Here is a 21,774-nt window from a genome sequence, read left to right on the forward strand (position 1 = left end):
CGCCCGGGGGGGGGGGCGCGGGGGCCGCCCCCCCCCCCCCGGCGGCGGCGGCGCCCCCCCCCCCCCCCCCCGGCCGTACGCGCCCGGGTTCAGGGACAGGTCCGGGTTCCGGGGTGCGGGGCGCGTCCGGGTTCCGGGGCGCGGGACACATCCGGGTTCCGGGACAGGTCCGGGTTCCGGGGTGCGGGGCGCGTCCGGGTTCCGGAGCGCGCCCGGTTCCGGGACGCGGGGCGCGTCCGGTGGCGAGGGCGCGGGACGCGCGCCGATCCCGGAGGGCGCACACGGGGCATTGGCGCCGACACCCGCGGACGGTGCTTGCCTTCCCCAACAGGTGAACGAAACATCCCTTTTGTCGCCGCCGTGCATCGAAGGGACCCCGATGAGAGCCGCCGCCCTCTACCCGGTCGCCGGAGCCCTGCTCCTGACCACGCTCGCCGCCGCCCCGGCGGGCGGTGTTCCGAGCGCCGGGACCGGCGTCGGCTCCGGCTCGGACTCCGGCGTCGCGCTCGCCGCCGCCCGCGCCGCGGAACAGGGCGTCACCTTCGGGAAGTGCCCCGACACGCCGGTCCTGCCGGCCGGCGTGCAGTGCGGCACGGTCACCGTCCCGCTCGACTACGCCCGTCCGGACGGCAAGCAGATCCAACTGACCGTCAGCCGGATGCGGGCCACCCACCGCGACCCGCACAACAGCAAGCACCGGGTACCGCGGCAGGGCGCGCTGGTCTTCAACCCGGGCGGGCCGGGCGGCTCCGGCCTGGTCTTCCCACTGGCCGGGCAGCTGCCCGAGTGGAAGCGCGTCGCGGCCGCCTACGACCTGATCGGCTACGACCCACGCGGGGTCGGACGCTCGGCGCCGCTGTCCTGCCAGGACCCCCAGCAGTTCGTCAAGGCGCCCTCACTCGCGCCGACGCACCCCTCGGAGGCCTACAAACAGGAGCGCGTCACGCAGGCGAAGGCGTACGCGCGTGCCTGCGCGAAACGGGCGGGCGGCGCCCTTCGGCACTACACCTCCCTGAACAACGCCCGCGACCTGGACGTCCTGCGGGCCGCGCTCGGGGAGCAGAAGCTCACGTTCCTGGGCGCGTCGTACGGCACCTACTTCGGGGCCCTGTACGCGACGCTGTTCCCCTCGCACGTGCGGCGCATGGTGTTCGACGCGCCGGTGAACCCGGACCCCGCGCGGATCTGGTACCACAACAACCTCGCCCAGTCGGCGGCCTTCGAGAGTCGCTGGGCGGACTTCCGGGAGTGGGCCGCCCGGCACGACCGCGTGTACCGGCTGGGCGGCACCTCGGGGGCGGTGCTGCGCAGCTACGAACGGGCGCGGGCGAGGCTCGCCGCCGCACCGGCCGGCGGGAAGGTGGGGCCCGGGCAGTTGCAGAGCGCGTTTCTGCAGGCCGCGTACTACGACGACTACTGGCCGTCCCGTGCCGAGGCTCTGTCGGCGTATCTGAAGGGCGACCCGAAGCCGCTGATCGCACTGGCCGCGCCGGTCCGGGAGGCCGCGAAGGAGACGGAGAACGCGAACGCCGTCTACACGGCGGTGGAGTGCAACGACGGGCCCTGGCCGACGGACTTCCGGGTGTGGGACCTGGACAACACCCGGCTCGCGCGGGTGGCGCCGTTCGAGACCTGGGACAACGTGTGGATGAACCTGCCGTGCGCCTACTGGCCGGAGCCTCGGCAGAAGCCGCTGGACGTGCGGACCGGGCCGGGTGAGCTGCCGCCGACGCTGATCCTCGCCGCCGAGCGGGACGCGGCCGCCCCCTACGACGGCGCCCTAGAGATGCACCGGCGGCTGAGCGGCTCGGTGCTGGTGACCGAGCGGGACGCCGGCGCCCACGGCATCGCGGGCGGCAAGAACCGCTGCGTCAACGGCCATCTGGAGGCCTACCTGCTGGAGGGCCGGCTGCCGGTGCGGCGCGCGTCCTGCGCACCGCACCCCGAGCCGAAGCCGAGCGCTCCGCGCGAGTCGGCCCAGAAGCCACGGGCCGTCCACGGCTGATCACACCCACGCGGCGGAGCCGCAGGGTGCTCGTCCGGACCCCCGGCCCACCCCGCATGCCGCTCCGGTCACGCGAGCCCGGCGACCAACTCGGCCACCGACTTACGGCGCCCGGTGAAGAAGGGGACCTCCTCGCGGACGTGCATGCGGGCCTCGCTGGCGCGCAGGTGGCGCATGAGGTCGACGATGCGGTAGAGCTCGTCGGCCTCGAAGGCCAGGATCCACTCGTAGTCGCCCAGCGAGAACGAGGCGACCGTGTTGGCGCGGACGTCCGGGTAGCCGCGGGCCATCTTGCCGTGGTCGGCGAGCATACGGCGGCGGTCCTCGTCGGGCAGCAGGTACCAGTCGTAGGACCGCACGAACGGGTAGACGCTGACGTAGTCGCGCGGCGTCTCGTCGGCGAGGAACGCCGGGATGTGCGAGCGGTTGAACTCGGCGGGGCGGTGCAGCGCCATGTTCGACCAGACCGGCGTCAGGGCGCGGCCCAGCCTGGTGCGACGGAAGAGGTTGTACGCCTCCTGGAGCTGGTCGCTGGTCTCGGCGTGCCACCAGATCATGAGGTCGGCGTCGGCGCGCAGACCGGACACGTCGTACGTGCCGCGGATCGTCACGTCCTTGGCGGCCAGCTGGTCGAACAGCTCCTGGACCTCGTCGGCGTAGCCGGTGCGGTCCTCGGGCAGCACGTCCTTCAGCTTGAAGACGGACCACAGCGTGTAGCGGATGACCTCGTTGAGGTCCTTGGCCAGCTTGCCCTTGTTCGGGATCCTGCCGGGCTCGGTGGTGGGGGCGTCGTCACTCATGGTTCTCATTCTCCCGCTCCGCCGTGCAGACTTTGCACGGGGTGGGCGGTGAGCTCCTGCACAGCGCGCAGGTCACCGCCGATCTGGTCGACGGCCGCGTGGGCGCTCGCGATGCAGGCCGGGATGCCGACCCCGTCGTACGGGGCGCCGCACACGGCGAGGCCGGGCAGCTTGGCGACGTGCTCGCGGATGCGGGCCACACGCGCGTGGTGGCCGACCGGGTACTGGGGCAGGCCGTCCGTCCAGCGGGTGACGCGGGTGGCGAGGGGCGTGGCGGCCAGGCCGGTGGCCGCCTGGAGGTCGTGCCGGGAGACGTCGACGAGGTCGGCGTCCTCCCGCTGGAGGATCTCCGTCTCGCCGTACCGCCCGACAGACGTGCGCAGCACGATCACGTCCGGGTCCTCGTCGGCGATCCAGCCCCACTTCTGGGAGGCGAAGGTGGACGCCTTGATGGTGCGGCCGTCGACGGGCGGGACGAGGAAGCCGCTGCCGTCGGGCAGGGCGGCCTCGGAGCGGCGGTAGGCGAGGGTGACCAGGGCCATGGAGGCGTACTCGACGGTGCGCAGTTCGGCTGCGGCCTCGGAGGACTCGGCGGACAGCAGCCCGGCGGCGACGGGCGCGGGGACGGCGACGATCACGGCGTCGGCGTACAGCGCCCGCTCCCCCGCGACGACCCGCCAGACCGTGTGCGGCCGCGCCGCCGCGGGGACGCGGGCGGACGCGTCACCGGGCGCGCCCGTGCCCGCCTCGCTCCCTTCGCCGGCCGGTGCGGCCACCCTGCGCAGCTCCGTCACCGGCGCCCCGGTGACGATCTCGCCGCCCCGCGCGCGAACCGACTCCGCGACGGCGAGCGGGAGTCGGCCCACGCCGCCCTCGACGCCCATGAACACCGGGCCGGTCTGCTGGTTCGCGGCGGCCTTCGCCTGGATCTCGCGGACGGCCTCCGTCAACGACGTACGGGTCCGCGCGGCCTGATACAGCTGGGGGACGGCCGAGCGCATCGAGATGCGGTAGGCGTCCCCGGCGTAGACCCCGCCCAGCAGGGGCTCGACGAGACGGTCGACGACCTCGCGGCCCAGCCGGGCCGCCACGTACTCCCCCACCGCCACGTCCTCGCCGACCTCGGTGCGCGGCAGGTCGGCGTCGCGCTCGATGCGGGCGAGGCCCTCGTCGGACAGGACGCCGGAGAGGGCGGCCGCGGTGCCGGGGACGCCCATGACATGGCCCTTGGGCATGGGGCGCAGGGCGCCGCGGGTCCAGATCGAGGCCGTCGCGGTGGCCGGTGGCTGCAGGCGGTCGGCGAGGCCCACCTCGCGGGCGAGGGCGACGGCCTCGGGGCGGCGGGCCAGCATCGACTCGGCGCCCAGATCGACCCGCACGCCCGCGATCTCGCCGGGGAGCAGTTTGCCGCCGATCCGGTCCGAGGCCTCCAGCACGGTCACGCGTCTGCCGCCGTCCAGCAGCCGGTGGGCCGCCGCGAGGCCGGCGATCCCACCCCCGATGACGACGGCGTGCCCCGCTCCCGTGCGTGTCTCCGCTTCGCGCATGATCCCACTCTCTCAGACGCCACTGACACTCCCGACAGGGCCGTTCGGCCCGTCCGCACGGGCCGGTGTGCCCGCGCCGAGTCCCGACCGTGACCTCATCGGAACCGTGGGCGGCCAACGTCCCGCCGCGCCCCGGCGTCGAAGAGGCATCAGTCGTTCCAGGACCCTGGGGGGTACGCCCACATGCGCACACGACGTTCCGTACGACCACTCCACGCCCTGGCGGGACTTCTGCTCGCCGCCACGGTCGCGCTCGCCGGATGCAGCGGCGCGGACGACTCGGCGGGCACCACCTCCCAGGCGAACGACAAGGCGGCCGCCGCGGAGGGCGGCGTCGCGGAGGGCGGCGTCGCGGAGGGCGGCGTCGCGGAGGGCGGCGTCGCGGAGGGCGGCGTCGCGGAGGGCGGCAAGCAGGGCGCGGGCGGGACCGTCTCGAAGCCCAGCGCCGCCCCGAAGCTGCCCGTGAACCGCATCATCCGCACCGCGACCCTGACCGTGCAGGTCAAGGACGTGCCCAAGGCTCTCGACGAGGCCCGCGCCGCCACCGAGAACGCGGGCGGCTACGTCGGCGACGAGACCACCACCCGCGACGAGGAGGGCGCCGAGCACACCCGGGTCGTCCTGCGCGTCCCCGTCGAGAAGTACGACGACGTCCTCTCCGCTCTCCAGGGTGCGGGCAAGCTCCTGGAGCGCACGGCGAAGGCGCAGGACGTCACCGACCAGGTCGTCGACGTCGGGAGCCGCATCACCTCGCAGCGCGTCAGCGTCGCCCGGATCCGCGAACTGATGGACCGGGCGACCAAGCTCAGCGACGTGGTCACCCTGGAGGGAGAACTGAGCCGCCGCGAGGCCGACCTGGAGGCGCTGCTCGCCCAGCAGGCGTCCCTGAAGGACCGCACCAGCATGGCCACCATCACGCTGACCCTGTCCGAGAAGCCGGTGGCGAAGAAGGCGAAGGAGGACGACGACCCGGGCTTCCTGGACGCGCTCGCGGGCGGCTGGGACGCGTTGGTGACCACGCTGCGCTGGATCGCCGTCGTGTTCGGCGCGGTGCTGCCGTTCGCCGCGGTGGCCCTCGTGCTCCTGCTGGTGTGGCTGCGGCTGCTCCGGGGCCGGCGCCGGACGGCGCCCGGTGAGGCCGAGCGGGACTGAACCGCCGTCCGCCCGTAGCGTGTTCGCATGAGCATGAGCGAGAGCGCGCGCCAGGGGCCGTCCGGGCGGGAGCGGCTGGTCGTGATCGGCGGGGACGCCGCGGGCATGTCCGCGGCGTCCCAGGCCCGCCGGCTGAAGGGCCCCGACGAGCTGGAGATTGTGGCGTTCAGGGCCCCGACGAGCTGGAGATTGTGGCGTTCGAACGCGGCCACTTCACGTCCTACTCCGCGTGCGGCATCCCGTACTGGGTCGGCGGTGACGTCACCGAGCGGGACGATCTGATCGCCCGCACGCCCGAGGAGCACCGCGCGCGCGGAATCGACCTGCGCCTGCGCACCGAGGTCACGGAGATCGACGTGGCCGGGCAGCGGGTACGCGCGCGTGACGTCGATTCCGGGGCGGAGTCCTGGACGTCGTACGACAAGCTCGTCATCGCGACCGGGGCCCGCCCGGTCCGGCCGGACATGCCGGGGGTCGACGCCGAGGGTGTGCACGGGGTGCAGACACTGGACGACGGGCAGGAACTGCTGGACACGCTCACGCGCGCGCGTGGCAGGCGTGCCGTGGTGGTCGGGGCGGGCTACATCGGCGTGGAGATGGCCGAGGCGCTCATCAACCGCGGTTTTCTGGTGACGGTCGTCAACCGGGGCAGCGAACCGATGTCCACCCTCGACCCGGACATGGGCCGGCTGGTGCACGAGGCCATGGAGGCCCTCGGCATCACCATGGTCGACGACGCCGAGGTCACCAAGCTGCTCACCGACGACGACGGCCGCGTCCGGGCGGTCGTCACCCAGGACGCCGAGTACCCGGCGGACGTGGTGGTCCTCGGCATCGGCGTCCGCCCGGAAACCGGCCTCGCCCGGGCCGCCGGCCTCCCCCTCGGCGCCCACGGCGGCCTCCTCACCGACCTGGCGATGCGGGTGCGCGGTCACGAGAACATCTGGGCGGGCGGCGACTGCGTCGAGGTCCTCGACCTGGTCTCCGGTCAGGAACGCCACATCGCCCTCGGCACCCACGCCAACAAGCACGGCCAGGTCATCGGCACCAACGCCGCCGGCGGCTACGCCACCTTCCCCGGCGTCGTCGGCACGGCCGTCAGCAAGGTCTGCGACCTGGAGATCGCCCGCACGGGCCTCCGCGAGAAGGACGCCCGCAGGGTCGGTCTCCAGTACGAGACAGTCACCATCGAATCCACCAGCCGCGCCGGCTACTACCCCGGCGCCTCCCCCATGACGGTCAAAATGCTCGCCGAACGACGCACCGGCCGCCTGCTGGGCGTGCAGATCGTCGGCAGGGAGGGCGCGGGCAAGAGGGTGGACATCGCGGCGGTGGCCCTCACGGCCGGCATGACGGTGGAACAGATGACGGCCCTGGACCTGGGCTACGCCCCGCCGTTCAGTCCTGTGTGGGACCCGGTACTGGTGGCGGCGCGAAAGGCAGCGGCGAAGACACGGAACGCGTAGGGACGCGGCACGGCCGTTGCGTCGAGGGGCGCGGGGCTGTGTCGATCCGCGGCCGCGCCGCGTGACGCGACCGGCCGCAGCCGACCCGCGCCCCGCGACGCTCCTAAGCCGTCCCGGTGAGCCTCGGCAGAGCGGAGACCGCGGCCGCCGCGGGCGACTGCTCCGCCGGCTTCGCGTGCGCGGCGGCCGCGGGCCGAGAACGCAACCGGTGACTGACGGCCTCGTCCAGCGTCACCGGCCGCTGCATCTGCGAAGCGAGCCGCCCGGCCTCCTGGCCGAGCCGTGCCACGTCCTCCCAGGGCAGCCGGATGACAAGAGAGAGCTCCGCCTCGCCGTCGGGCGTGGCGTGCATCGGAGGAGTAACCCGGTCGTTCATTCGCCTGTTCCTCACGTCGTCCCCGCGGTCCGCCTTCCCCGGGCCGCGGGCGGTTGCCGAGACATACGCAGGGCCCGAGCGGCCCGTTCACCGCGGGCGCCGATTCGCCGAACGGATCGGGGGCAGTACTTTCTTGTGGTCATCCCCGTCCATGACGTGAACCCCGTGCGCCGTACCCCGGTGGTGACGTACGCGCTGATCGCCGCGAACGTCTTCGTGTTCCTCTTCATGCCCGGCCTGTCCGGTTCCGTGGCCGGCGACAGCACGCTGGCTCAGACGTGCCATCTGCACGCCTTCCTGGAGCACTACGCGGCCGTGCCGCGCGAGCTGATCCACGATCAGCTGCCCCGCCTGGTCCCCACCGGCGCCGTGCGGGACGGCGGCTGTGTGCTGGGCCCGCCGGGCTACGACAAGTCCCCGGCGCTGAGCGTGTTCACCGCGATGTTCCTGCACGGCGGCTGGCTGCATCTGCTGGGCAACATGCTGTTCCTGCTGATCTTCGGCAACAACATCGAGGACCGCATGGGCCACGTCCGCTTCGCGCTCTTCTACGTCGCCTGTGGCTACGCGGCGTCGTACGGCTTCGCCCTGCTGAACGCCGACTCGGCCGACCCGCTGATCGGTGCCTCCGGGGCGATCGCGGGTGTGCTGGGTGCCTATCTGGTGCTGTATCCGAAGGCCAGGGTGTGGGTCCTCGTCCCGTTCCTGATCTTCCTGCCGCTGAGGCTGCCGGCCTGGATGGTGCTGGGCGCGTGGTTCGTTCTCCAGGCGGTGTACTCGTCCGGCGAGGGCGTCTCCGACGCGGGCACGGTGGCGTACGCGGCGCACATCGTGGGCTTCCTCGCGGGCATGCTGCTCGCCTGGCCGCTCAAGGCGGGCACTCCCCCGCCGCCGGAACCGCGCGGCCTGCTGTTCGGCAGGCGGGCCCGGCCACGCTGGCAGTAGCGGGGGCACCGCGAGCACGCGCCCCGGCCACCGGGCGATGAGTTCCGGCCATCTGTCACTTCGTCAGGGCTGACGTCGGCAAAAGGTCCGTCAAGACGCCTCCGACAGGGCAACTTTGCTCAAACCATACTGTCGCTTTGCTGTTTCATGACTATGAAGCCTCCCTGTGTGGCAGCTTGTGACCGGCCGGATGCCCCGGCCTCCCATGCGCCACAGAGCCCTCACGCAAGGAGGACATGTGCACAGCAAGGCGAGACGTATCACCGTCGCGGCGACCACCGTGCTCACACTGGCCGCCACCACGTGGACCTCGACCGCCGCACCCACCGGCGAGACGCGGGCACAGCGACCCGACCACGCCGTCGCGTCCGCGAGTTGGTCCGGGAACCCGGCCGTGAAGCCGGGCGGGCCGGCGACCGGTGACAGGTCCCCCACCCGCAACGAACTCCTCTCCGACGCACGCCTCAGCGGCCAGGCCGAGGCTCAGGAAGTCGCCGACGCCATCGACATCGCCGTACGGGAGAAGAACCTCGCCGGCTTCACCGGACTCGAGGTGCGCCCGGACGAGGTGACCCTGCACTGGAAGGGTGAACTGCCGCTCGCCGTACGCTCGATCACCGACGACGCGTCCGTGGCCGTGAAGGTCGAGCCCGCTCGGTTCTCCCTCCGGGAACTGGACGCCGCGGCCCGCGAGTTCATCGACTCGCCGCCCGCATCCCTCGTGGGCAAGGTCCGACGGGTGGGCCCCACTCCCGACTTCACCGGGCTGGAGGTCGCGACGGAGGGCGGCGCGAGCGCCCGCTCCGTCGCCCCGGCGGTGACCGACGAGGGCATCCCCCTCAGCTACACGACCGATCCGGTCTCGAAGTCCGTGAGCCGCTGGAACGACACGGAACCCTTCTGGGGCGGCAACGCGATCGACCGACTGGTCGACCCCATCCTCCGCAACTACACGTACTGCACCACCGCCTTCCCCGTCCGCCGGAGCAACGGAACGGAGGGCATCCTCTCGGCGCAGCACTGCGGAACGAACAAGGAGTGGCGGACGCCCCAGGGCGACCTCCTGGTCGGAACGAGCAACTCCGGCAGCGCCGCGCTCGACGCGATGGTGCTCAGCGGCGCCAGTTACGGCACCGCGATCTACATCGGCGACCACAACTCCAACGAGGGCACCTACGTCGGCGCGGCCGCGAACCCCGCGGTGAATTCCTACGTCTTCGCCTCCGGCTCGTGGTCCGGGGCCTCGGTCCTGCGCGTCACCCACACCAACCAGTACGTCACCAACGAGGACGGCGTGGCCGTCGGCCCCGGCTTCTGGGCGCTCAACGAGGAGGGCGACGCGACGGTCGGGCAGGGCGACAGCGGCGGACCCGTCGCCGGCACGCACAGCAACCCGGAGCGGATCACCGCGCGCGGTCTGATATCCATGATCGCCCTCGGGAGCTACCAGGGCGACTGCACGGGCCTCACCAGCGACGGCCGGCTGTGCTCCACGCGTTCGTTCCACGTCAACATCGGCAGCATCGCCAGCGGTCTGGGCGTGACCGTCAAGACCGGCTGACCCCACGGGTCGTTCCGGGGCGCACCCTGGAAGGGGGGTGCGCCCCGGAACACAGAGACATGACGAGTACCGAGAACGGTTCGGAAGGGTGGCGCGGAATCATGAAGTGGTCCCGTCGGAGGAGTCTCCTGGTGCTGTCGGCAGGTCTGGGCTCTCTTCTCGTCGCCGGTGTCGCCACCGCCTGCGCCACCACGAGTCGGAGCGCCGAGCCGTCGGCTCACGCGCAGAAGTCGTCCGTCTCGCCTTCGGACGACTCCGGGAAGCAGAACCCGCCGGAGATCGACGAGATCGCGGCGTACGCCGAACAGCACTTCCCGCAGTCCTACACGGGAGTGTCCGCGGAGGGGACGACGACCGTCGTCCACCGCGTCCCCCGGTCGGGCGACGCGCTGGACGAGTCCGTGACGCGGCGCTTCTCCTCCGCGTCCGTACGTTTCGCCGACACCCGGCGGACCGCGAAGGAACTCGACGCCTTGACCCGACGGATCCTCGCCGACACCGCCACCCTCCGCTCCAAGGGTGTGCGCGTCGCCACCGTCGGGCCGGACGTCGTACGGGGCGTGGTGGTCGTCACCACCGACGACGTGGCGACGGCCCGGTCCCTCCTGACGGCGCGCTACGGCGACGCGGTCGTGGCGGAAGGCCCGGCGCCGGAGGTCACCTTCGCCCGGTAGCCCGCGGTCCGTGGCAACCGGGTGGCGCTCGTGATCAATACACCTGGCGAGCCGTCTGCGTGTGGACGTACTCCACGAGCCGGGTCAGCGCGTCCGGGTCGGTGGACGGCATGACGCCGTGGCCGAGGTTGAAGACGTGGCCCTCCAGACCGGCCGCCGCCTGGAGCACCTCGCGGGTCTTGGTCTCGACGGCCTCGGTGGAGGAGAACAGGACGGTCGGGTCGAGGTTGCCCTGGAGTGCCCTGCCGGGGCCGACGCGGCGGGCGGCCTCGTCGAGCGGGACGCGCCAGTCGACGCCGACGACGTCCGCGCCGGCCTCGCCCATGAGCCCCAGCAGCTCGCCGGTGCCGACGCCGAAGTGGATGCGCGGGACGCCGTACCCGGCGACGGCGTCGAAGACCTTCGCGGAGGCCGGCATCACCGAGCGGCGGTAGTCGGCCGGGGCGAGGGCTCCGGCCCATGAGTCGAAGAGCTGGACGGCGCTCGCGCCCGCCTCGATCTGCACCTTCAGGAACGCGGCCGTGATGTCCGCGAGCCGGTCCAGCAGCTCGGCCCACAGCTCGGGGTCGCCGTACATCATCGCCTTGGCGTTCTCGTACGTGCGCGACGGTCCGCCCTCGACGAGGTAGCTCGCGAGGGTGAAAGGCGCGCCCGCGAAACCGATGAGGGGGGTGGAGCCGAGCTCGCGGGTCAGCAGACCGATCGCCTCGGTGACGTAGGAGACGTCCTCGGGGGTGAGGTCACGCAGCTGGGCCAGGTCGGCGCGGGTGCGGATCGGGTGCTCGACGACCGGGCCGACGCCGGGCTTGATGTCGAGATCGATGCCGATGGCCTTGAGCGGGACGACGATGTCGCTGTAGTAGATCGCCGCGTCCACGTTGTGCCGGCGGACCGGCTGGAGGGTGATCTCGGTGACCAGCTCGGGCCGCTCGCAGGACTCGAGCATCGGGATGCCCTCGCGGACCTTGCGGTACTCCGGCAGCGAGCGCCCGGCCTGCCGCATGAACCACACGGGCGTGTGCGGCACGGGTTCCCGCCTGCATGCCTTCAGGAAGGGGCTGTCGTACGTCGCTGTCGGCTGCCGGCCCGCGGGGCCCTCGTTCACGCTCACGACGGCAAGTCTCGCACGGCGCCCGAGGCGGTGCGGCGGCCCCCTGCCGCCCCCCTGCCGCTCCCCGGCCGCCCCTCCGCCGGACCCTCGACCCGTGCGCGTGTTCGCCCAGCGCGCAGCCGCCCGGGTCCCGCGCGCGGGTGTCTTGCCCTGCGCGAAGCCCCCGTTCCCCTTAATCTTCCCCGCATGGCTGCGGCTCAGGGACGACTGTCGGACGGCACGGGCGGAATGGACGACGAGAAGGACACCGGGGAGGGGGACCAGCAGGGGAACAGTGCGGTGCCGCCGCCCTTCCGGGCTGCGGTCGACGCCCTGCGGGCGGCCCGGCTGCGGCCCCAGATCGAGGTGGAGCCCACCCCGGCCCCGCAGCGGCTCGCCCCGTTCGCGTACGCGCTGGAGGCGACGGTCGTGGACGGCGACCAGGATCTGGCCGACGGCCGGCTGGTGCTGCTGCACGACCCGGCCGGGCACGACGCGTGGCGCGGCACGTTCCGCCTGGTCACCCTCGTCCGCGCCGAGCTGGAGGCCGAGATGGCCGTCGACCCGCTGCTGCCCGAGGTGTGCTGGTCCTGGCTGACGGGTGCGCTCCAGGCGCGCGGTCTGACGTACGGGGAGCCGAGCGGGACCGTCACGCGTGCGAGCTCGCACTACTTCGGCGGGCTGGCGGAGCGTCCGGCGGCCTCGCAGATCGAGATCCGGGCCTCGTGGACGCCCCGGGAGGGGCTGGGCGGGGTGCCGGACACGGCGGCGCATCTGGCGTCCTGGTGCGATCTGCTGGCCCAGGTGGCGGGGCTGCCGCCGGCCGGTCCGGGGGACGCGTCGGTGGTGACGCTGCCGCAGCGACGCGGGCCGCAGCAGCGTTGACCGTTTTCCACCGGGCAACCCTTCCGACCTCATCGTTGACCATCTCTTTGTCGATACGGCCACTTTCGATCTCATGCAGCACCCACTCAAACCGACTCGATCTTCGGATGATCGATCGCGTGTCCGAATTGCACGAATTGTTACTCACTAGATCGTGATCATTCTCTAAAGGACCCCGGGCTCGGTGCCGAAGACGACTGTGACCTTGAAAGCACGGTTCGTCCCGGCTTGATCCCCACGAGCCGGCCCCGTCCCGCATCCCAGGAGGCCTGGTGTCCGTTCTCCTCGAGCAGCCCACAAGCCTGGTCGCCTACCGCCCGAACAAGCCCACCGCCATGGTGGTCGTGGCCGACCCACGCGTCCGCTCCACCGTCACCCGCCATCTGTGGGCGCTCGGTGTGCGCGATGTCATCGAAGCCTCGTCCATCGCGGAGGCTCGTCCCCGCATCGGCAACCCCCGCGACATCTGCGTCGCGGACGTCCACCTACCCGACGGCTCCGGCCTGACCCTTCTGTCGGAGACCCGAGCCGCGGGCTGGCCCAACGGGCTGGCCCTCTCCGCCGCCGACGACATCGGCGCCGTGCGCAACGCCCTCGCGGGCGGTGTCAAGGGCTACGTCGTCACCGGCACCCGCACCAACGTCGGGCTCCCCACCCGGCCCGGTGCCGCCCCCATCGGCGCGGCCGCCGCCCGCCTCCACCGCCGCCCCCCGGGTGCCCCGAGCCACCCGGGCGGCTACCGCGAGCTGTCCGGCCGCGAGGTGGAGGTGCTGCGACTGGTCGCCGAAGGCCAGTCCAACAAGGCGATCGGCGTCTCGATGGGCCTTTCCGCGCTGACCGTCAAGAGCCACCTCGCCCGCATCGCCCGCAAACTGGGCACCGGCGACCGCGCCGGCATGGTCGCGGTGGCTTTGCGGACCGGCATCATCCACTGACCCCACCGACTTTTCCCACCGACATATCCACGCACGCCCCTCCGGAGAGGCCACCGGGACCCCCGTCCCGGCCCCTCCCCCTTCCTGACCGGTTTACGACCCTGCGGCGCCCGTCGGCGGAACGTTCCGTCGGCGGGCGCCGTCCACACACGGATACCCTTGACAGGTGACCGACGCCCAAGAAACCGCAGCAGCCAGCTCACTGCGAACCACCGGAGGCGCCCCTCCGGACGACGGCGGATCTACTGCTTCCGGGGCGCCGACACCTCTACTGGAACCACGCGAGGGCATCCCCGACGTGGTCGCCGACGAGGCCTCGCTCGCCGCGGTGATCGCGGCCTTCGCCGCCGGCTCCGGCCCCGTCGCCGTCGACGCCGAGCGCGCCTCCGGCTACCGCTACGGCCAGCGCGCCTATCTGGTCCAGCTGCGCCGCGAGGGCGCCGGCACCGCGCTGGTCGACCCCGTCGCCTGCCCCGACCTGTCCGCGCTGGGCGAGGCGCTGTCCGGCGCCGAGTGGGTGCTGCACGCGGCCACCCAGGACCTGCCCTGCCTCCGCGAGATAGGCATGGTGCCGACGCGGCTGTTCGACACCGAGCTGGCCGGACGGCTGGCCGGATTCCCGCGGGTCGGCCTCGGCGCGATGGTCGAGGGCGTCCTCGGCTTCGTCCTGGAGAAGGGCCACTCCGCCGTCGACTGGTCCACCCGCCCGCTGCCCGAGCCGTGGCTGCGGTACGCGGCCCTCGACGTCGAGCTGCTCGTCGACCTGCGGGACGCGCTGGAGAAGGAGCTGGACCGGCAGGGCAAGCTGGAGTGGGCCCGCCAGGAGTTCGACGCGATCGCCTCGGCCCCGCCGCCGGAGCCCCGCAAGGACCCGTGGCGTCGTACGTCCGGCATGCACAAGGTGCGCCGGCGGCGGCAGCTCGGTGTCGTACGGGAGCTGTGGCAGACCCGCGACCGGATCGCCCAGCGGCGGGACGTGTCGCCGGGCAAGGTGCTGTCGGACGCGGCCATCGTGGAGGCCGCGCTCGCCCTTCCGGCCAACGTGCACGCGCTCGCCGCGTTGAACGGGTTCGGGCATCGGATGGGGCGGCGGCAACTGGAGCAGTGGCAGGCGGCCGTCGACCGGGTGAAGGCGTTGGCCGAGGCGCAGTTGCCGCAGCCGGGGCAGCCGGTCGCCGGACCTCCGCCGCCGCGTGCCTGGGCGGACAAGGACCCCGCGGCGGCCGCGCGGCTCAGTGCGGCGAGGTCGGCCGTCTCCGCGTTGGCCGAGCGGTTGAACATGCCTCAGGAGAACCTCGTCGCGCCGGACACCGTTCGGCGCGTCTGCTGGGAGCCGCCGCAGCCCGTCGACGAGGAGTCGATCGCCTCCGCGCTCACGGCGTACGGGGCGCGGCCCTGGCAGGTGGAGCAGGTGACGCCGGTGCTGGTCGCGGCGCTGTCCGCCTGAGGGCGCGGCCCCGCGCCCCGGCAGGGGCCTCATCGGGTCGCCCCTCTCATGAAACCGTTGTAGATGTACTTCTGCAGCGCCAGGAAGACGATCAGCGTCGGCAGGATCACCAGCACCGCTCCTGCCGAGATCGTCTCCCAGTGGGCGGCGTAGGGCCCCTTGAAGCGGAACAGTGATGTCGAGATCACGCCAAGATCTTGGGACGGCATGTAGAGGAAGGGGATGTAGAAGTCGTTGTAGACGGCGATCCCCTTCACGATCACGACCGTCGCGATCGCCGGTTTCAGCAGCGGGAAGATGATCTTCCGGTAGATGGTGAAGGCGTTGGCGCCGTCGAGGCGGGCCGCCTCGTCCAGGGAGACCGGGATCGAGCGGACGAACTGCAGGAAGATGTAGATCGACACGATGTCCGTGCCCGTGTAGAGGGCGATCGGGGCCCAGCGGGTGTCGAACAGGCCGAAGCCGTGGACGATCTGGAAGGTGGCCACCTGCGTGGTCACGCCGGGAACCAGGGCGGCGACCAGGAAGAGGGCGACCACCAGTTTCCGGAAGCGGAAGGTGAAGCGGTCGATCGCGTAGGCCGTCATCGAGCCGATGAGGACCGTACCGCCGACGGAGATCAGCAGGATGAAGGCGGTGTTGCCGAAGGCCGCCGGCATGCCGCCGTCCTGGAACGCGGTCACGTAGTTGTCGAAGTTGAGCGGGTCGCGCGGGAGCGTGAGGGCTCCGCCGTCGTTCGCCGTCTCGTTCTCGGTCTTCAGCGAGGTCAGGAAGACGACGCCGAGCGGGAGCAGGACGACCACCGCCGCGAGGACCAGCGACAGGTACACGAGGGCGCGGGCAACGGTTCGGCGTGTCATACGAGGTCCACCCTGTCGTCGGGGACGAGGCGTCGCTGCACCCAGGTCACCAGCAGGATGATCAGCAGCAGTACGACGGCCGCCGCGGAGGCGAGCCCCGTCTTGTTGAACTGGAAGGCCAGCTTCACGGTCTGGATGACGAAGGTCTCGGTGCCGGTCGCCCCGCCCGTCATGATGTACGGGATCTCGAAGGCGGAGAGGGAGCCGGAGACCGAGAGGATCACGGTCAGGGTCAGCACCGGCTTGATCCCGGGCAGGATGATGTGACGGAACTGGTGCCAGCGGTTCGCGCCGTCCAGCTCGGACGCCTCGTACAGCTCCCCGGGGATGGACTGGATCGCGCCCAGGAACAGGACGAAGTTCATGCCCAGGTAGCGCCAGACGGAGACGCCGGCGAGTGAGGTGTTCGCGGAGAACGGCGTGCCCAGCCAGGCGTGGTCCGTGTCGTACCCGAAGAGGCCGAGGACCGTGTCGAGGGTGCCGCCGTCCTGGAAGAAGTAGAGGAAGACGAAGCCGATCGCGACGCCGTTGACCAGGGACGGGAAGAACAGCACGCCCTTGAAGAAGTTCCGGAAGCGGAGGTTGAAGCTGAGGATCGTCGCGAAGTACAGCGCGGCGACGATCTGGACGACGGAGGCGGCGAGGTAGTAGCCGCTGACCCAGAACACCTGGAAGAGGTCTTCCCGCGTGAAGAGCTCCTCGTAGTTCTCCACGCCCGTGTAGTGCAGTTCGGGGCTCACTCCGTCCCAGTCGGTGAAGCTGTACGCGACCATGTTGGCGATCGGCGCGTAGGTGAAGGTGATCAGGAGGGCGAGGGGGGCGAGCAGGAAGAGCCAGGGGGTGACGGTCCGCCGGACGCGCGCCCGGCGCGGGGCCCGCCGGGGGGTGGCGGACTCCGGGGCCGGCGCCACGGCCCGGAGGTCCGCCTTCTCGGTGGTGTCCGTCATCAGGAGCCCACGTTCTTCTGGGTCTCGGTCCACTTCTTGCCGAGGTCGGCGAAGAAGTCGTCCAGACTGCCCTTCTTCGCTCCGCGCGCGAGGTCGACGAGGTCCTGGCGGTACTCGGGCTTGTTGATGCCGACCTCGGACTCGTTGTCGATCTGCTTGACCTTTGAGCCGGCCGAGTCGTCCAGCTCGATGAGCTTCACCCCCGCGTCCTCGTACGGCTTGAGCACCTGGGGCATCGAGGCGTCCTTGAGCGGGGAGATGGCCAGGTTGTCCTTGTCGTAGCCGGACTTGTCGGTGAACCAGTCGATCCAGGCGCGGGCCGCCTCCTTGTGCGGGGAGTGGATGTTGACGGCCTGGTGGTAGTCGGGGCCGATGGTCGAGCAGAACTTCCCGCCCGGCTGGGCCGGGAAGGGCATGAAACCGATGTCGTCCGGGTTCACGCCGGCCTTCCTCGCCGCGTCCTGGAACTGGACGATCGCCCAGGTGCCGAGCCACTGGGTGGCGATCTCGCCCTTCGCCAACTGCGGCTTGGACAGTTCCCAGTTGGTGGTCGTCGGGTCCTTCTCGGCGAGGCCCTGCTTGACGATGTCGTACAGCAGCGTGTCGCCGACGCGCAGGTCGGAGCCCTCCGCCCACGGGTCGCCCTCGGTGAGCTTCGTCGTCGCCTGCGGGTCGCAGTGGACCGAGCCGTTGACGAAGGTCCAGGAGGTGAGCGGCCACTGGGCGGCGAAGTTGGTGTAGTAGGGGGTCGCGTCCGTCTTCTCCTTGATGGCCTTCAGACCGGCGAGGAACTCGTCGGGGGTGGTGGGCCATCTTGTGACGCCGGCCTCCCGCCAGACCCGCTTGTTGTAGACGAAGCCGGGCATCACCCCGACCGGGCTCTGGCCGTAGACCTTGCCGTCGACGGTGGTGAAGTCGGTGAAGCGGTACTTCTTGGCGCGTTCGGCCTCGGTGCCGAGGGACGCGAAGAACTTCGGGTAGTCGTTCTTCTCGATCACTCCCGGGATCAGCAGGACGTCGCCGTAGTCCTCCGTGTTCATCCGGATCTTGATCTCGGCCTCGTAGTTGGTGAGGCCCTGGAACTCGACCTTCACCTTGGGGTAGGTCTTGTTGAACTCGGCGGCGTACTTTTTCATCGTGCCGTTCTGCACGAGGTCGGTGCGCACGGTGAGGACCGTGATGTTTCCGCTCACTTGCGAGGGGTCGTCGGGCGCCTCGGCCTCCGCGCCCTTCGAGGTGCCTGCTGTACCGGTGCAGCCGGGGAGCAGCAGGGCGGCTCCCGCGACCATGGCGAGGACTGTACGGCGGTTCATGTGCGTCAGCTCCGTTCTCGGGACGGACGAGCACGAGCGGGTTGGCTGATTCGGCACTCTGACAGCGCTTTCTCAACCGGTGAAGTCTCAAATCCGCCAAGGATGAAGAGAGTGCGCTCAGGACGGGATTTACCGGTTTAGGGAGTGCGTGTCTCCAGGGCGAAACCGCCCACCAGGGGGACGGATCCTGCGGCTCGGGCAGGACATGCTCCCGGCCGCGGCCGCGCCACCGGATCGTCGCGCGAGGCCGGGGGTGGGGGCGGTGCCGGGCGCCGTGACGGGACACATCGAGGGGTGTGACCTTCGCCGCTCGACCCGCCAGGACTGGGCAGCTACGTTACCCACTAGTAGCATGGTCGTAAGCGCGCGCTCAGCGCCCCGCACCCTGGAGGAGAGCCATCGTGCCTCGTACCGTCAGGGACGTCGTCTTCGTCGACGGCGTCCGTACCCCGTTCGGCAAGGCGGGCCCGAAGGGCATCTACCACGAGACCCGCGCCGACGACCTCGTCGTGAAGGCGATCCGGGAGCTGCTGCGCCGCAACCCCGGTCTCGACCCTGCGAAGATCGACGAGGTCGCCATCGCAGCGACCACGCAGATCGGTGACCAGGGCCTGACCATCGGCCGCACGGCCGGGATCCTGGCCGGTCTCCCCCAGTCGGTCCCCGGCTACTCCATCGACCGCATGTGCGCGGGCGCCCTGACCGCCGTCACCACGGTCGCCGGCTCCGTCGCCTTCGGCGCGTACGACATCGCCGTCGCGGGCGGTGTCGAGCACATGGGCCGTCACCCGATGGGCGAGGGCGTCGACCCGAACCCGCGGTTCGTCAGCGAGAAGCTGGTCGACGAGTCCGCCCTGTTCATGGGCATGACCGCGGAGAACCTGCACGACCGCTACCCGCAGATCACCAAGCTGCGCGCCGACGAGTACGCGGTGCGCTCCCAGGAGAAGGCCGCCAAGGCGTACGCCAACGGCAAGATCCAGGCCGACCTGGTGCCGATCTCGGTGCGCCGGACCAACCCGGAGGGCGGCGAGACCGGCTGGGGCCTCGTGACGGCCGACGAGCCGATGCGTCCGGGCACGACCCTGGAGAACCTCTCCGGTCTCAAGACGCCGTTCCGCGTCCACGGCCGGGTCACCGCCGGTAACGCGGCCGGTCTGAACGACGGCGCGACCGCCTCCCTCATCGCGTCCGAGGACTTCGCGCGCGAGAACGGCCTGCCGGTCAAGATGCGCCTCGTCAGCTACGCCTTCGCGGGCGTCGAGCCGGAGGTCATGGGCTACGGCCCGATCCCGGCCACGGAGAAGGCGCTCGCCCAGGCGGGCCTGTCGATCTCCGACATCGGCCTGTTCGAGATCAACGAGGCCTTCGCCGTCCAGGTCCTGGCCTTCCTGGACCACTACGGCATCGCGGACGACGACGAGCGCGTCAACCAGTACGGCGGCGCGATCGCGTTCGGTCACCCGCTCGCCTCCTCCGGCGTCCGTCTGATGACGCAGCTGGCCCGTCAGTTCGAGGAGCAGCCGCAGGTCCGCTACGGCCTGACCACCATGTGCGTCGGCTTCGGCATGGGCGCGACGGTCATCTGGGAGAACCCGCACTTCGACGGAGGCAACAAGTGAGCACCACCGCTGAACTCCTGAAGGGCGCGGCCGAGCTGTTCCCCGACGAGGTCGTGACGTCGGCGCACGTACGCCACCTCGACCTGCCGTTCGGCGCCGGGCGCTTCGCGCTCATCACGCTGGACAACGGCTTCGACCACACCAAGCCGACCACCTTCGGCCCGGCGTCGCTGGCGAACCTCAACACCGCGATCGACCAGGTCGAGAAGGAGGCCGCGGCCGGCGAGATCGTCGGTGTCGGCGTCACCGGCAAGCCGTTCATCTTCGCCGTCGGCGCGGACCTGAAGGGTGTCGAGCTCCTCAAGGAGTACGACCACGCGCTCGCCATCGGCAAGGGCGGCCACGAGGTCTTCAAGCGCCTGTCCGGCCTCGCGGTCCCGACCTTCGCGTACTACAACGGTGCCGCGATGGGCGGTGGCGTCGAGGTCGGTCTGCACTGCCAGTACCGGACCGTCAGCAAGGCGCTCCCGGCGTTCTCGCTCCCCGAGGTCTTCCTCGGCCTGGTCCCCGGCTGGGGCGGCTGCACGCTGCTGCCGAACCTGATCGGCGCCGACAAGGCCGTCTCGGTGATCATCGAGAACAGCCTCAACCAGAACAAGCAGCTCAAGGGCCAGCAGGTCTTCGACCTCGGTATCGCGGACGCGATCTTCGAGGGTGCGGACTTCCTGGAGCAGTCGCTGATCTGGACGGCCAACGTCCTCAAGGGCGACATCGAGGTCGAGCGTCCGGTGATCGACCGCGGCGAGGCCTGGGACCAGGCCGTCGCCAAGGGCCGCTTCATCGCGGACGGCAAGGTGCACGGCGCGGCCCCGGCCGCCTACCGCGCCCTCGACATCATCGCCACCGCCAAGAACGGCGACCTGCAGCAGGGCTACGACGCCGAGGACAAGGCGCTCGCCGACCTGATCATGGGCGGGGAACTGCGCGCCGGCATCTACGCGTTCAACCTGGTGCAGAAGCGCGGCAAGCGCCCCGCGGGCGCCCCGGACAAGTCGCTGGCCCGTCCGGTCACCAAGGTCGGTGTCGTCGGCGCCGGTCTGATGGCCTCCCAGCTCGCGCTGCTGTTCCTGCGCCGCCTGGAGGTGCCGGTCGTGCTGACCGACATCGACCAGGAGCGCGTCGACAAGGGTGTGGGCTACGTCCACGCCGAGATCGACAAGCTGCTCGGCAAGGGCCGTATCAACCAGGACAAGGCCAACCGCCTCAAGGCCCTGGTCACCGGTGTGCTGGACAAGGCCGAGGGCTTCTCCGACGCGGACTTCGTCATCGAGGCCGTGTTCGAGGAGATCGGCGTCAAGCAGCAGGTGTTCGCGGAGGTCGAGGCGGTCGCCCCGGCGCACGCGATCTTCGCCACCAACACCTCCTCGCTGTCCGTCACCGAGATGGCGTCGAAGCTGAAGAACCCCGAGCGGGTCGTCGGCTTCCACTTCTTCAACCCGGTGGCCGTGCTCCCGCTGCTGGAGATCGTCCGTGGCGAGAAGACGGACGACGCCTCGCTGGCCACCGCGTTCGCCGTCGCCAAGAAGCTGAAGAAGACGGCCGTGCTGACGAAGGACGCCCCGGCGTTCGTCGTGAACCGCATCCTGACCCGCTTCATGGGCGAGGTGCAGAACGTCATCGACGAGGGCACCCCGGTCGAGGTCGCGGAGAAGGGCGTCGAGCCGCTCGGCCTGCCGATGTCCCCGCTGGTCCTGCTCGAGCTGGTCGGCCCGGCCATCGGCCTGCACGTCTCGGAGACCCTCAACCGGGCCTTCCCGGACCGCTTCACGGTCTCCCCGAACCTCAAGGCGGTCGTCGAGGCGGGCAAGCGCGGCTTCTACGTCTACGACAGCGGCAAGCCCGAGCTGGACCCGGAGGTCGCCGCGCTGCTGAAGCAGGGCGACACCGTCCTGACCGAGGAGCAGGTGCGCGCTCGTGTCCTGGAGGCGGTGGCGCAGGAGATCGGGCTGATGCTCGACGAGGGCGTCGTCGCCGAGGCCCAGGACATCGACCTCTGCCTGATCACCGGTGCCGGCTGGCCCTTCCACCTGGGCGGCATCACGCCGTACCTGGACCGCGAGGGTGTGTCGGAGCGGGTGAACGGCAAGAAGTTCCTGGCTCCGGGCGTGGCGTCGGTTCCGGCGTGACGGCCCCACAGGGCAGGTGAAGA

17 protein-coding genes and 1 pseudogene are annotated in these 21,774 nt (G+C 71.2%); 11 read left to right on the forward strand and 7 right to left on the reverse strand.

Annotated elements, in window-relative coordinates:
• Positions 1 to 379: 379 nt before the first annotated feature.
• On the forward strand, positions 380 to 2,005 hold the full coding sequence (locus ACPT94_RS23650) for an alpha/beta hydrolase (RefSeq protein ID WP_425246765.1): 1,626 nt from the start codon (positions 380 to 382) through the stop codon (positions 2,003 to 2,005).
• Between the two features lie 68 nt (positions 2,006 to 2,073).
• Here ACPT94_RS23650 and hemQ read toward each other — a convergent pair whose 3' ends face one another.
• Together hemQ and hemG are read right to left on the reverse strand one after the other, a co-directional pair.
• Positions 2,074 to 2,805 carry a hydrogen peroxide-dependent heme synthase gene (gene hemQ / locus ACPT94_RS23655; RefSeq protein ID WP_360337803.1) on the reverse strand — a complete coding sequence of 244 codons (732 nt, stop codon included), beginning with the start codon at positions 2,803 to 2,805 and terminating at the stop codon, positions 2,074 to 2,076.
• Positions 2,806 to 2,810: 5 nt separating this feature from the next.
• A complete protein-coding gene (hemG, locus tag ACPT94_RS23660) occupies positions 2,811 to 4,352 on the reverse strand; it encodes a protoporphyrinogen oxidase (protein WP_425246766.1) in 1,542 nt (513 codons plus the stop codon).
• Between the two features lie 183 nt (positions 4,353 to 4,535).
• Here hemG and ACPT94_RS23665 point away from each other — a divergent pair, with 183 nt between their 5' ends.
• Positions 4,536 to 5,504 (forward strand): DUF4349 domain-containing protein, encoded by a 969-nt coding sequence (locus ACPT94_RS23665; RefSeq protein WP_425246767.1) that lies wholly within the window; start codon positions 4,536 to 4,538, stop codon positions 5,502 to 5,504.
• Positions 5,505 to 5,537: 33 nt separating this feature from the next.
• A pseudogene (locus tag ACPT94_RS23670) lies at positions 5,538 to 6,970 on the forward strand (FAD-dependent oxidoreductase).
• Positions 6,971 to 7,073: 103 nt separating this feature from the next.
• Here ACPT94_RS23670 and ACPT94_RS23675 read toward each other — a convergent pair.
• The gene (locus ACPT94_RS23675) at positions 7,074 to 7,346 is read right to left on the reverse strand and encodes a hypothetical protein (protein ID WP_360337812.1); all 273 of its coding nucleotides are present in this window, start codon (positions 7,344 to 7,346) and stop codon (positions 7,074 to 7,076) included.
• Between the two features lie 135 nt (positions 7,347 to 7,481).
• Here ACPT94_RS23675 and ACPT94_RS23680 point away from each other — a divergent pair, with 135 nt between their 5' ends.
• The 3 genes from ACPT94_RS23680 (at position 7,482) to ACPT94_RS23690 (ending at position 10,526) form a co-directional block, all read left to right on the forward strand.
• Entirely contained in the window at positions 7,482 to 8,291 is an 810-nt protein-coding gene (locus ACPT94_RS23680) for a rhomboid family intramembrane serine protease (RefSeq protein ID WP_360337815.1), read from the forward strand.
• Positions 8,292 to 8,529: 238 nt separating this feature from the next.
• Positions 8,530 to 9,852 carry a chymotrypsin family serine protease gene (locus tag ACPT94_RS23685; RefSeq protein WP_360337818.1) on the forward strand — a complete coding sequence of 441 codons (1,323 nt, stop codon included), beginning with the start codon at positions 8,530 to 8,532 and terminating at the stop codon, positions 9,850 to 9,852.
• A gap of 101 nt (positions 9,853 to 9,953) precedes the next feature.
• Positions 9,954 to 10,526, forward strand: coding sequence for a hypothetical protein (locus ACPT94_RS23690; protein ID WP_360337821.1), 573 nt, complete (start codon positions 9,954 to 9,956; stop codon positions 10,524 to 10,526).
• Positions 10,527 to 10,560: 34 nt separating this feature from the next.
• On the opposite strand, the gene hemE is transcribed toward ACPT94_RS23690, so the two are convergent.
• On the reverse strand, positions 10,561 to 11,637 hold the full coding sequence (hemE, locus tag ACPT94_RS23695; RefSeq protein WP_360337824.1) for a uroporphyrinogen decarboxylase: 1,077 nt from the start codon (positions 11,635 to 11,637) through the stop codon (positions 10,561 to 10,563).
• 186 nt (positions 11,638 to 11,823) lie between these two features.
• Here hemE and ACPT94_RS23700 point away from each other — a divergent pair, with 186 nt between their 5' ends.
• The 3 genes from ACPT94_RS23700 to ACPT94_RS23710 all read left to right on the forward strand — a co-directional run bounded on the left by ACPT94_RS23700 (position 11,824) and on the right by ACPT94_RS23710 (position 14,883).
• Entirely contained in the window at positions 11,824 to 12,501 is a 678-nt protein-coding gene (locus ACPT94_RS23700) for a DUF3000 domain-containing protein (RefSeq protein ID WP_360337827.1), read from the forward strand.
• Positions 12,502 to 12,773: 272 nt separating this feature from the next.
• Positions 12,774 to 13,436 carry a response regulator transcription factor gene (locus tag ACPT94_RS23705; protein ID WP_189939059.1) on the forward strand — a complete coding sequence of 221 codons (663 nt, stop codon included), beginning with the start codon at positions 12,774 to 12,776 and terminating at the stop codon, positions 13,434 to 13,436.
• 166 nt (positions 13,437 to 13,602) lie between these two features.
• Positions 13,603 to 14,883 (forward strand): HRDC domain-containing protein, encoded by a 1,281-nt coding sequence (locus ACPT94_RS23710; RefSeq protein ID WP_360337831.1) that lies wholly within the window; start codon positions 13,603 to 13,605, stop codon positions 14,881 to 14,883.
• A gap of 29 nt (positions 14,884 to 14,912) precedes the next feature.
• On the opposite strand, the gene ACPT94_RS23715 is transcribed toward ACPT94_RS23710, so the two are convergent.
• From ACPT94_RS23715 to ACPT94_RS23725, 3 genes are read right to left on the reverse strand one after another with little or no spacing between them, the layout of a single operon-like run.
• Positions 14,913 to 15,743 carry a carbohydrate ABC transporter permease gene (locus tag ACPT94_RS23715; protein WP_360337834.1) on the reverse strand — a complete coding sequence of 277 codons (831 nt, stop codon included), beginning with the start codon at positions 15,741 to 15,743 and terminating at the stop codon, positions 14,913 to 14,915.
• A complete protein-coding gene (locus tag ACPT94_RS23720; RefSeq protein ID WP_360337837.1) occupies positions 15,740 to 16,690 on the reverse strand; it encodes a carbohydrate ABC transporter permease in 951 nt (316 codons plus the stop codon). The genes ACPT94_RS23715 and ACPT94_RS23720 overlap by 4 nt, the downstream gene beginning before the upstream one ends.
• On the reverse strand, positions 16,690 to 18,003 hold the full coding sequence (locus ACPT94_RS23725; RefSeq protein ID WP_360337840.1) for an extracellular solute-binding protein: 1,314 nt from the start codon (positions 18,001 to 18,003) through the stop codon (positions 16,690 to 16,692). Before ACPT94_RS23725 ends, ACPT94_RS23720 begins: the two co-directional genes overlap by 1 nt.
• Positions 18,004 to 18,404: 401 nt before the next feature.
• Between ACPT94_RS23725 and ACPT94_RS23730 the strand changes: the two genes are divergently transcribed.
• Together ACPT94_RS23730 and ACPT94_RS23735 are read left to right on the forward strand one after the other, a co-directional pair.
• A complete protein-coding gene (locus ACPT94_RS23730) occupies positions 18,405 to 19,625 on the forward strand; it encodes a thiolase family protein (RefSeq protein WP_360337843.1) in 1,221 nt (406 codons plus the stop codon).
• On the forward strand, positions 19,622 to 21,751 hold the full coding sequence (locus ACPT94_RS23735; protein ID WP_360337846.1) for a 3-hydroxyacyl-CoA dehydrogenase NAD-binding domain-containing protein: 2,130 nt from the start codon (positions 19,622 to 19,624) through the stop codon (positions 21,749 to 21,751). The genes ACPT94_RS23730 and ACPT94_RS23735 overlap by 4 nt, the downstream gene beginning before the upstream one ends.
• The last annotated feature ends 23 nt before the right edge of the window (positions 21,752 to 21,774 follow it).

Origin of the sequence: Streptomyces aurantiaciflavus (assembly GCF_049808595.1) — a bacterium.
Lineage (GTDB): Bacteria > Actinomycetota > Actinomycetes > Streptomycetales > Streptomycetaceae > Streptomyces.

Bases quoted from the DNA above. Each gene is read 5' to 3' on its own strand.
- ACPT94_RS23650 (WP_425246765.1), top strand. From the start codon at position 380: ATGAGAGCCGCCGCCCTCTACCCGGTCGCCGGAGCCCTGCTCCTGACC.
- hemQ (WP_360337803.1), bottom strand. From the start codon at position 2,805: ATGAGTGACGACGCCCCCACCACCGAGCCCGGCAGGATCCCGAACAAG.
- hemG (WP_425246766.1), bottom strand. From the start codon at position 4,352: ATGCGCGAAGCGGAGACACGCACGGGAGCGGGGCACGCCGTCGTCATC.
- ACPT94_RS23665 (WP_425246767.1), top strand. From the start codon at position 4,536: ATGCGCACACGACGTTCCGTACGACCACTCCACGCCCTGGCGGGACTT.
- ACPT94_RS23675 (WP_360337812.1), bottom strand. From the start codon at position 7,346: ATGAACGACCGGGTTACTCCTCCGATGCACGCCACGCCCGACGGCGAG.
- ACPT94_RS23690 (WP_360337821.1), top strand. From the start codon at position 9,954: ATGAAGTGGTCCCGTCGGAGGAGTCTCCTGGTGCTGTCGGCAGGTCTG.
- ACPT94_RS23700 (WP_360337827.1), top strand. From the start codon at position 11,824: ATGGCTGCGGCTCAGGGACGACTGTCGGACGGCACGGGCGGAATGGAC.
- ACPT94_RS23715 (WP_360337834.1), bottom strand. From the start codon at position 15,743: ATGACACGCCGAACCGTTGCCCGCGCCCTCGTGTACCTGTCGCTGGTC.
- ACPT94_RS23720 (WP_360337837.1), bottom strand. From the start codon at position 16,690: ATGACGGACACCACCGAGAAGGCGGACCTCCGGGCCGTGGCGCCGGCC.
- ACPT94_RS23725 (WP_360337840.1), bottom strand. From the start codon at position 18,003: ATGAACCGCCGTACAGTCCTCGCCATGGTCGCGGGAGCCGCCCTGCTG.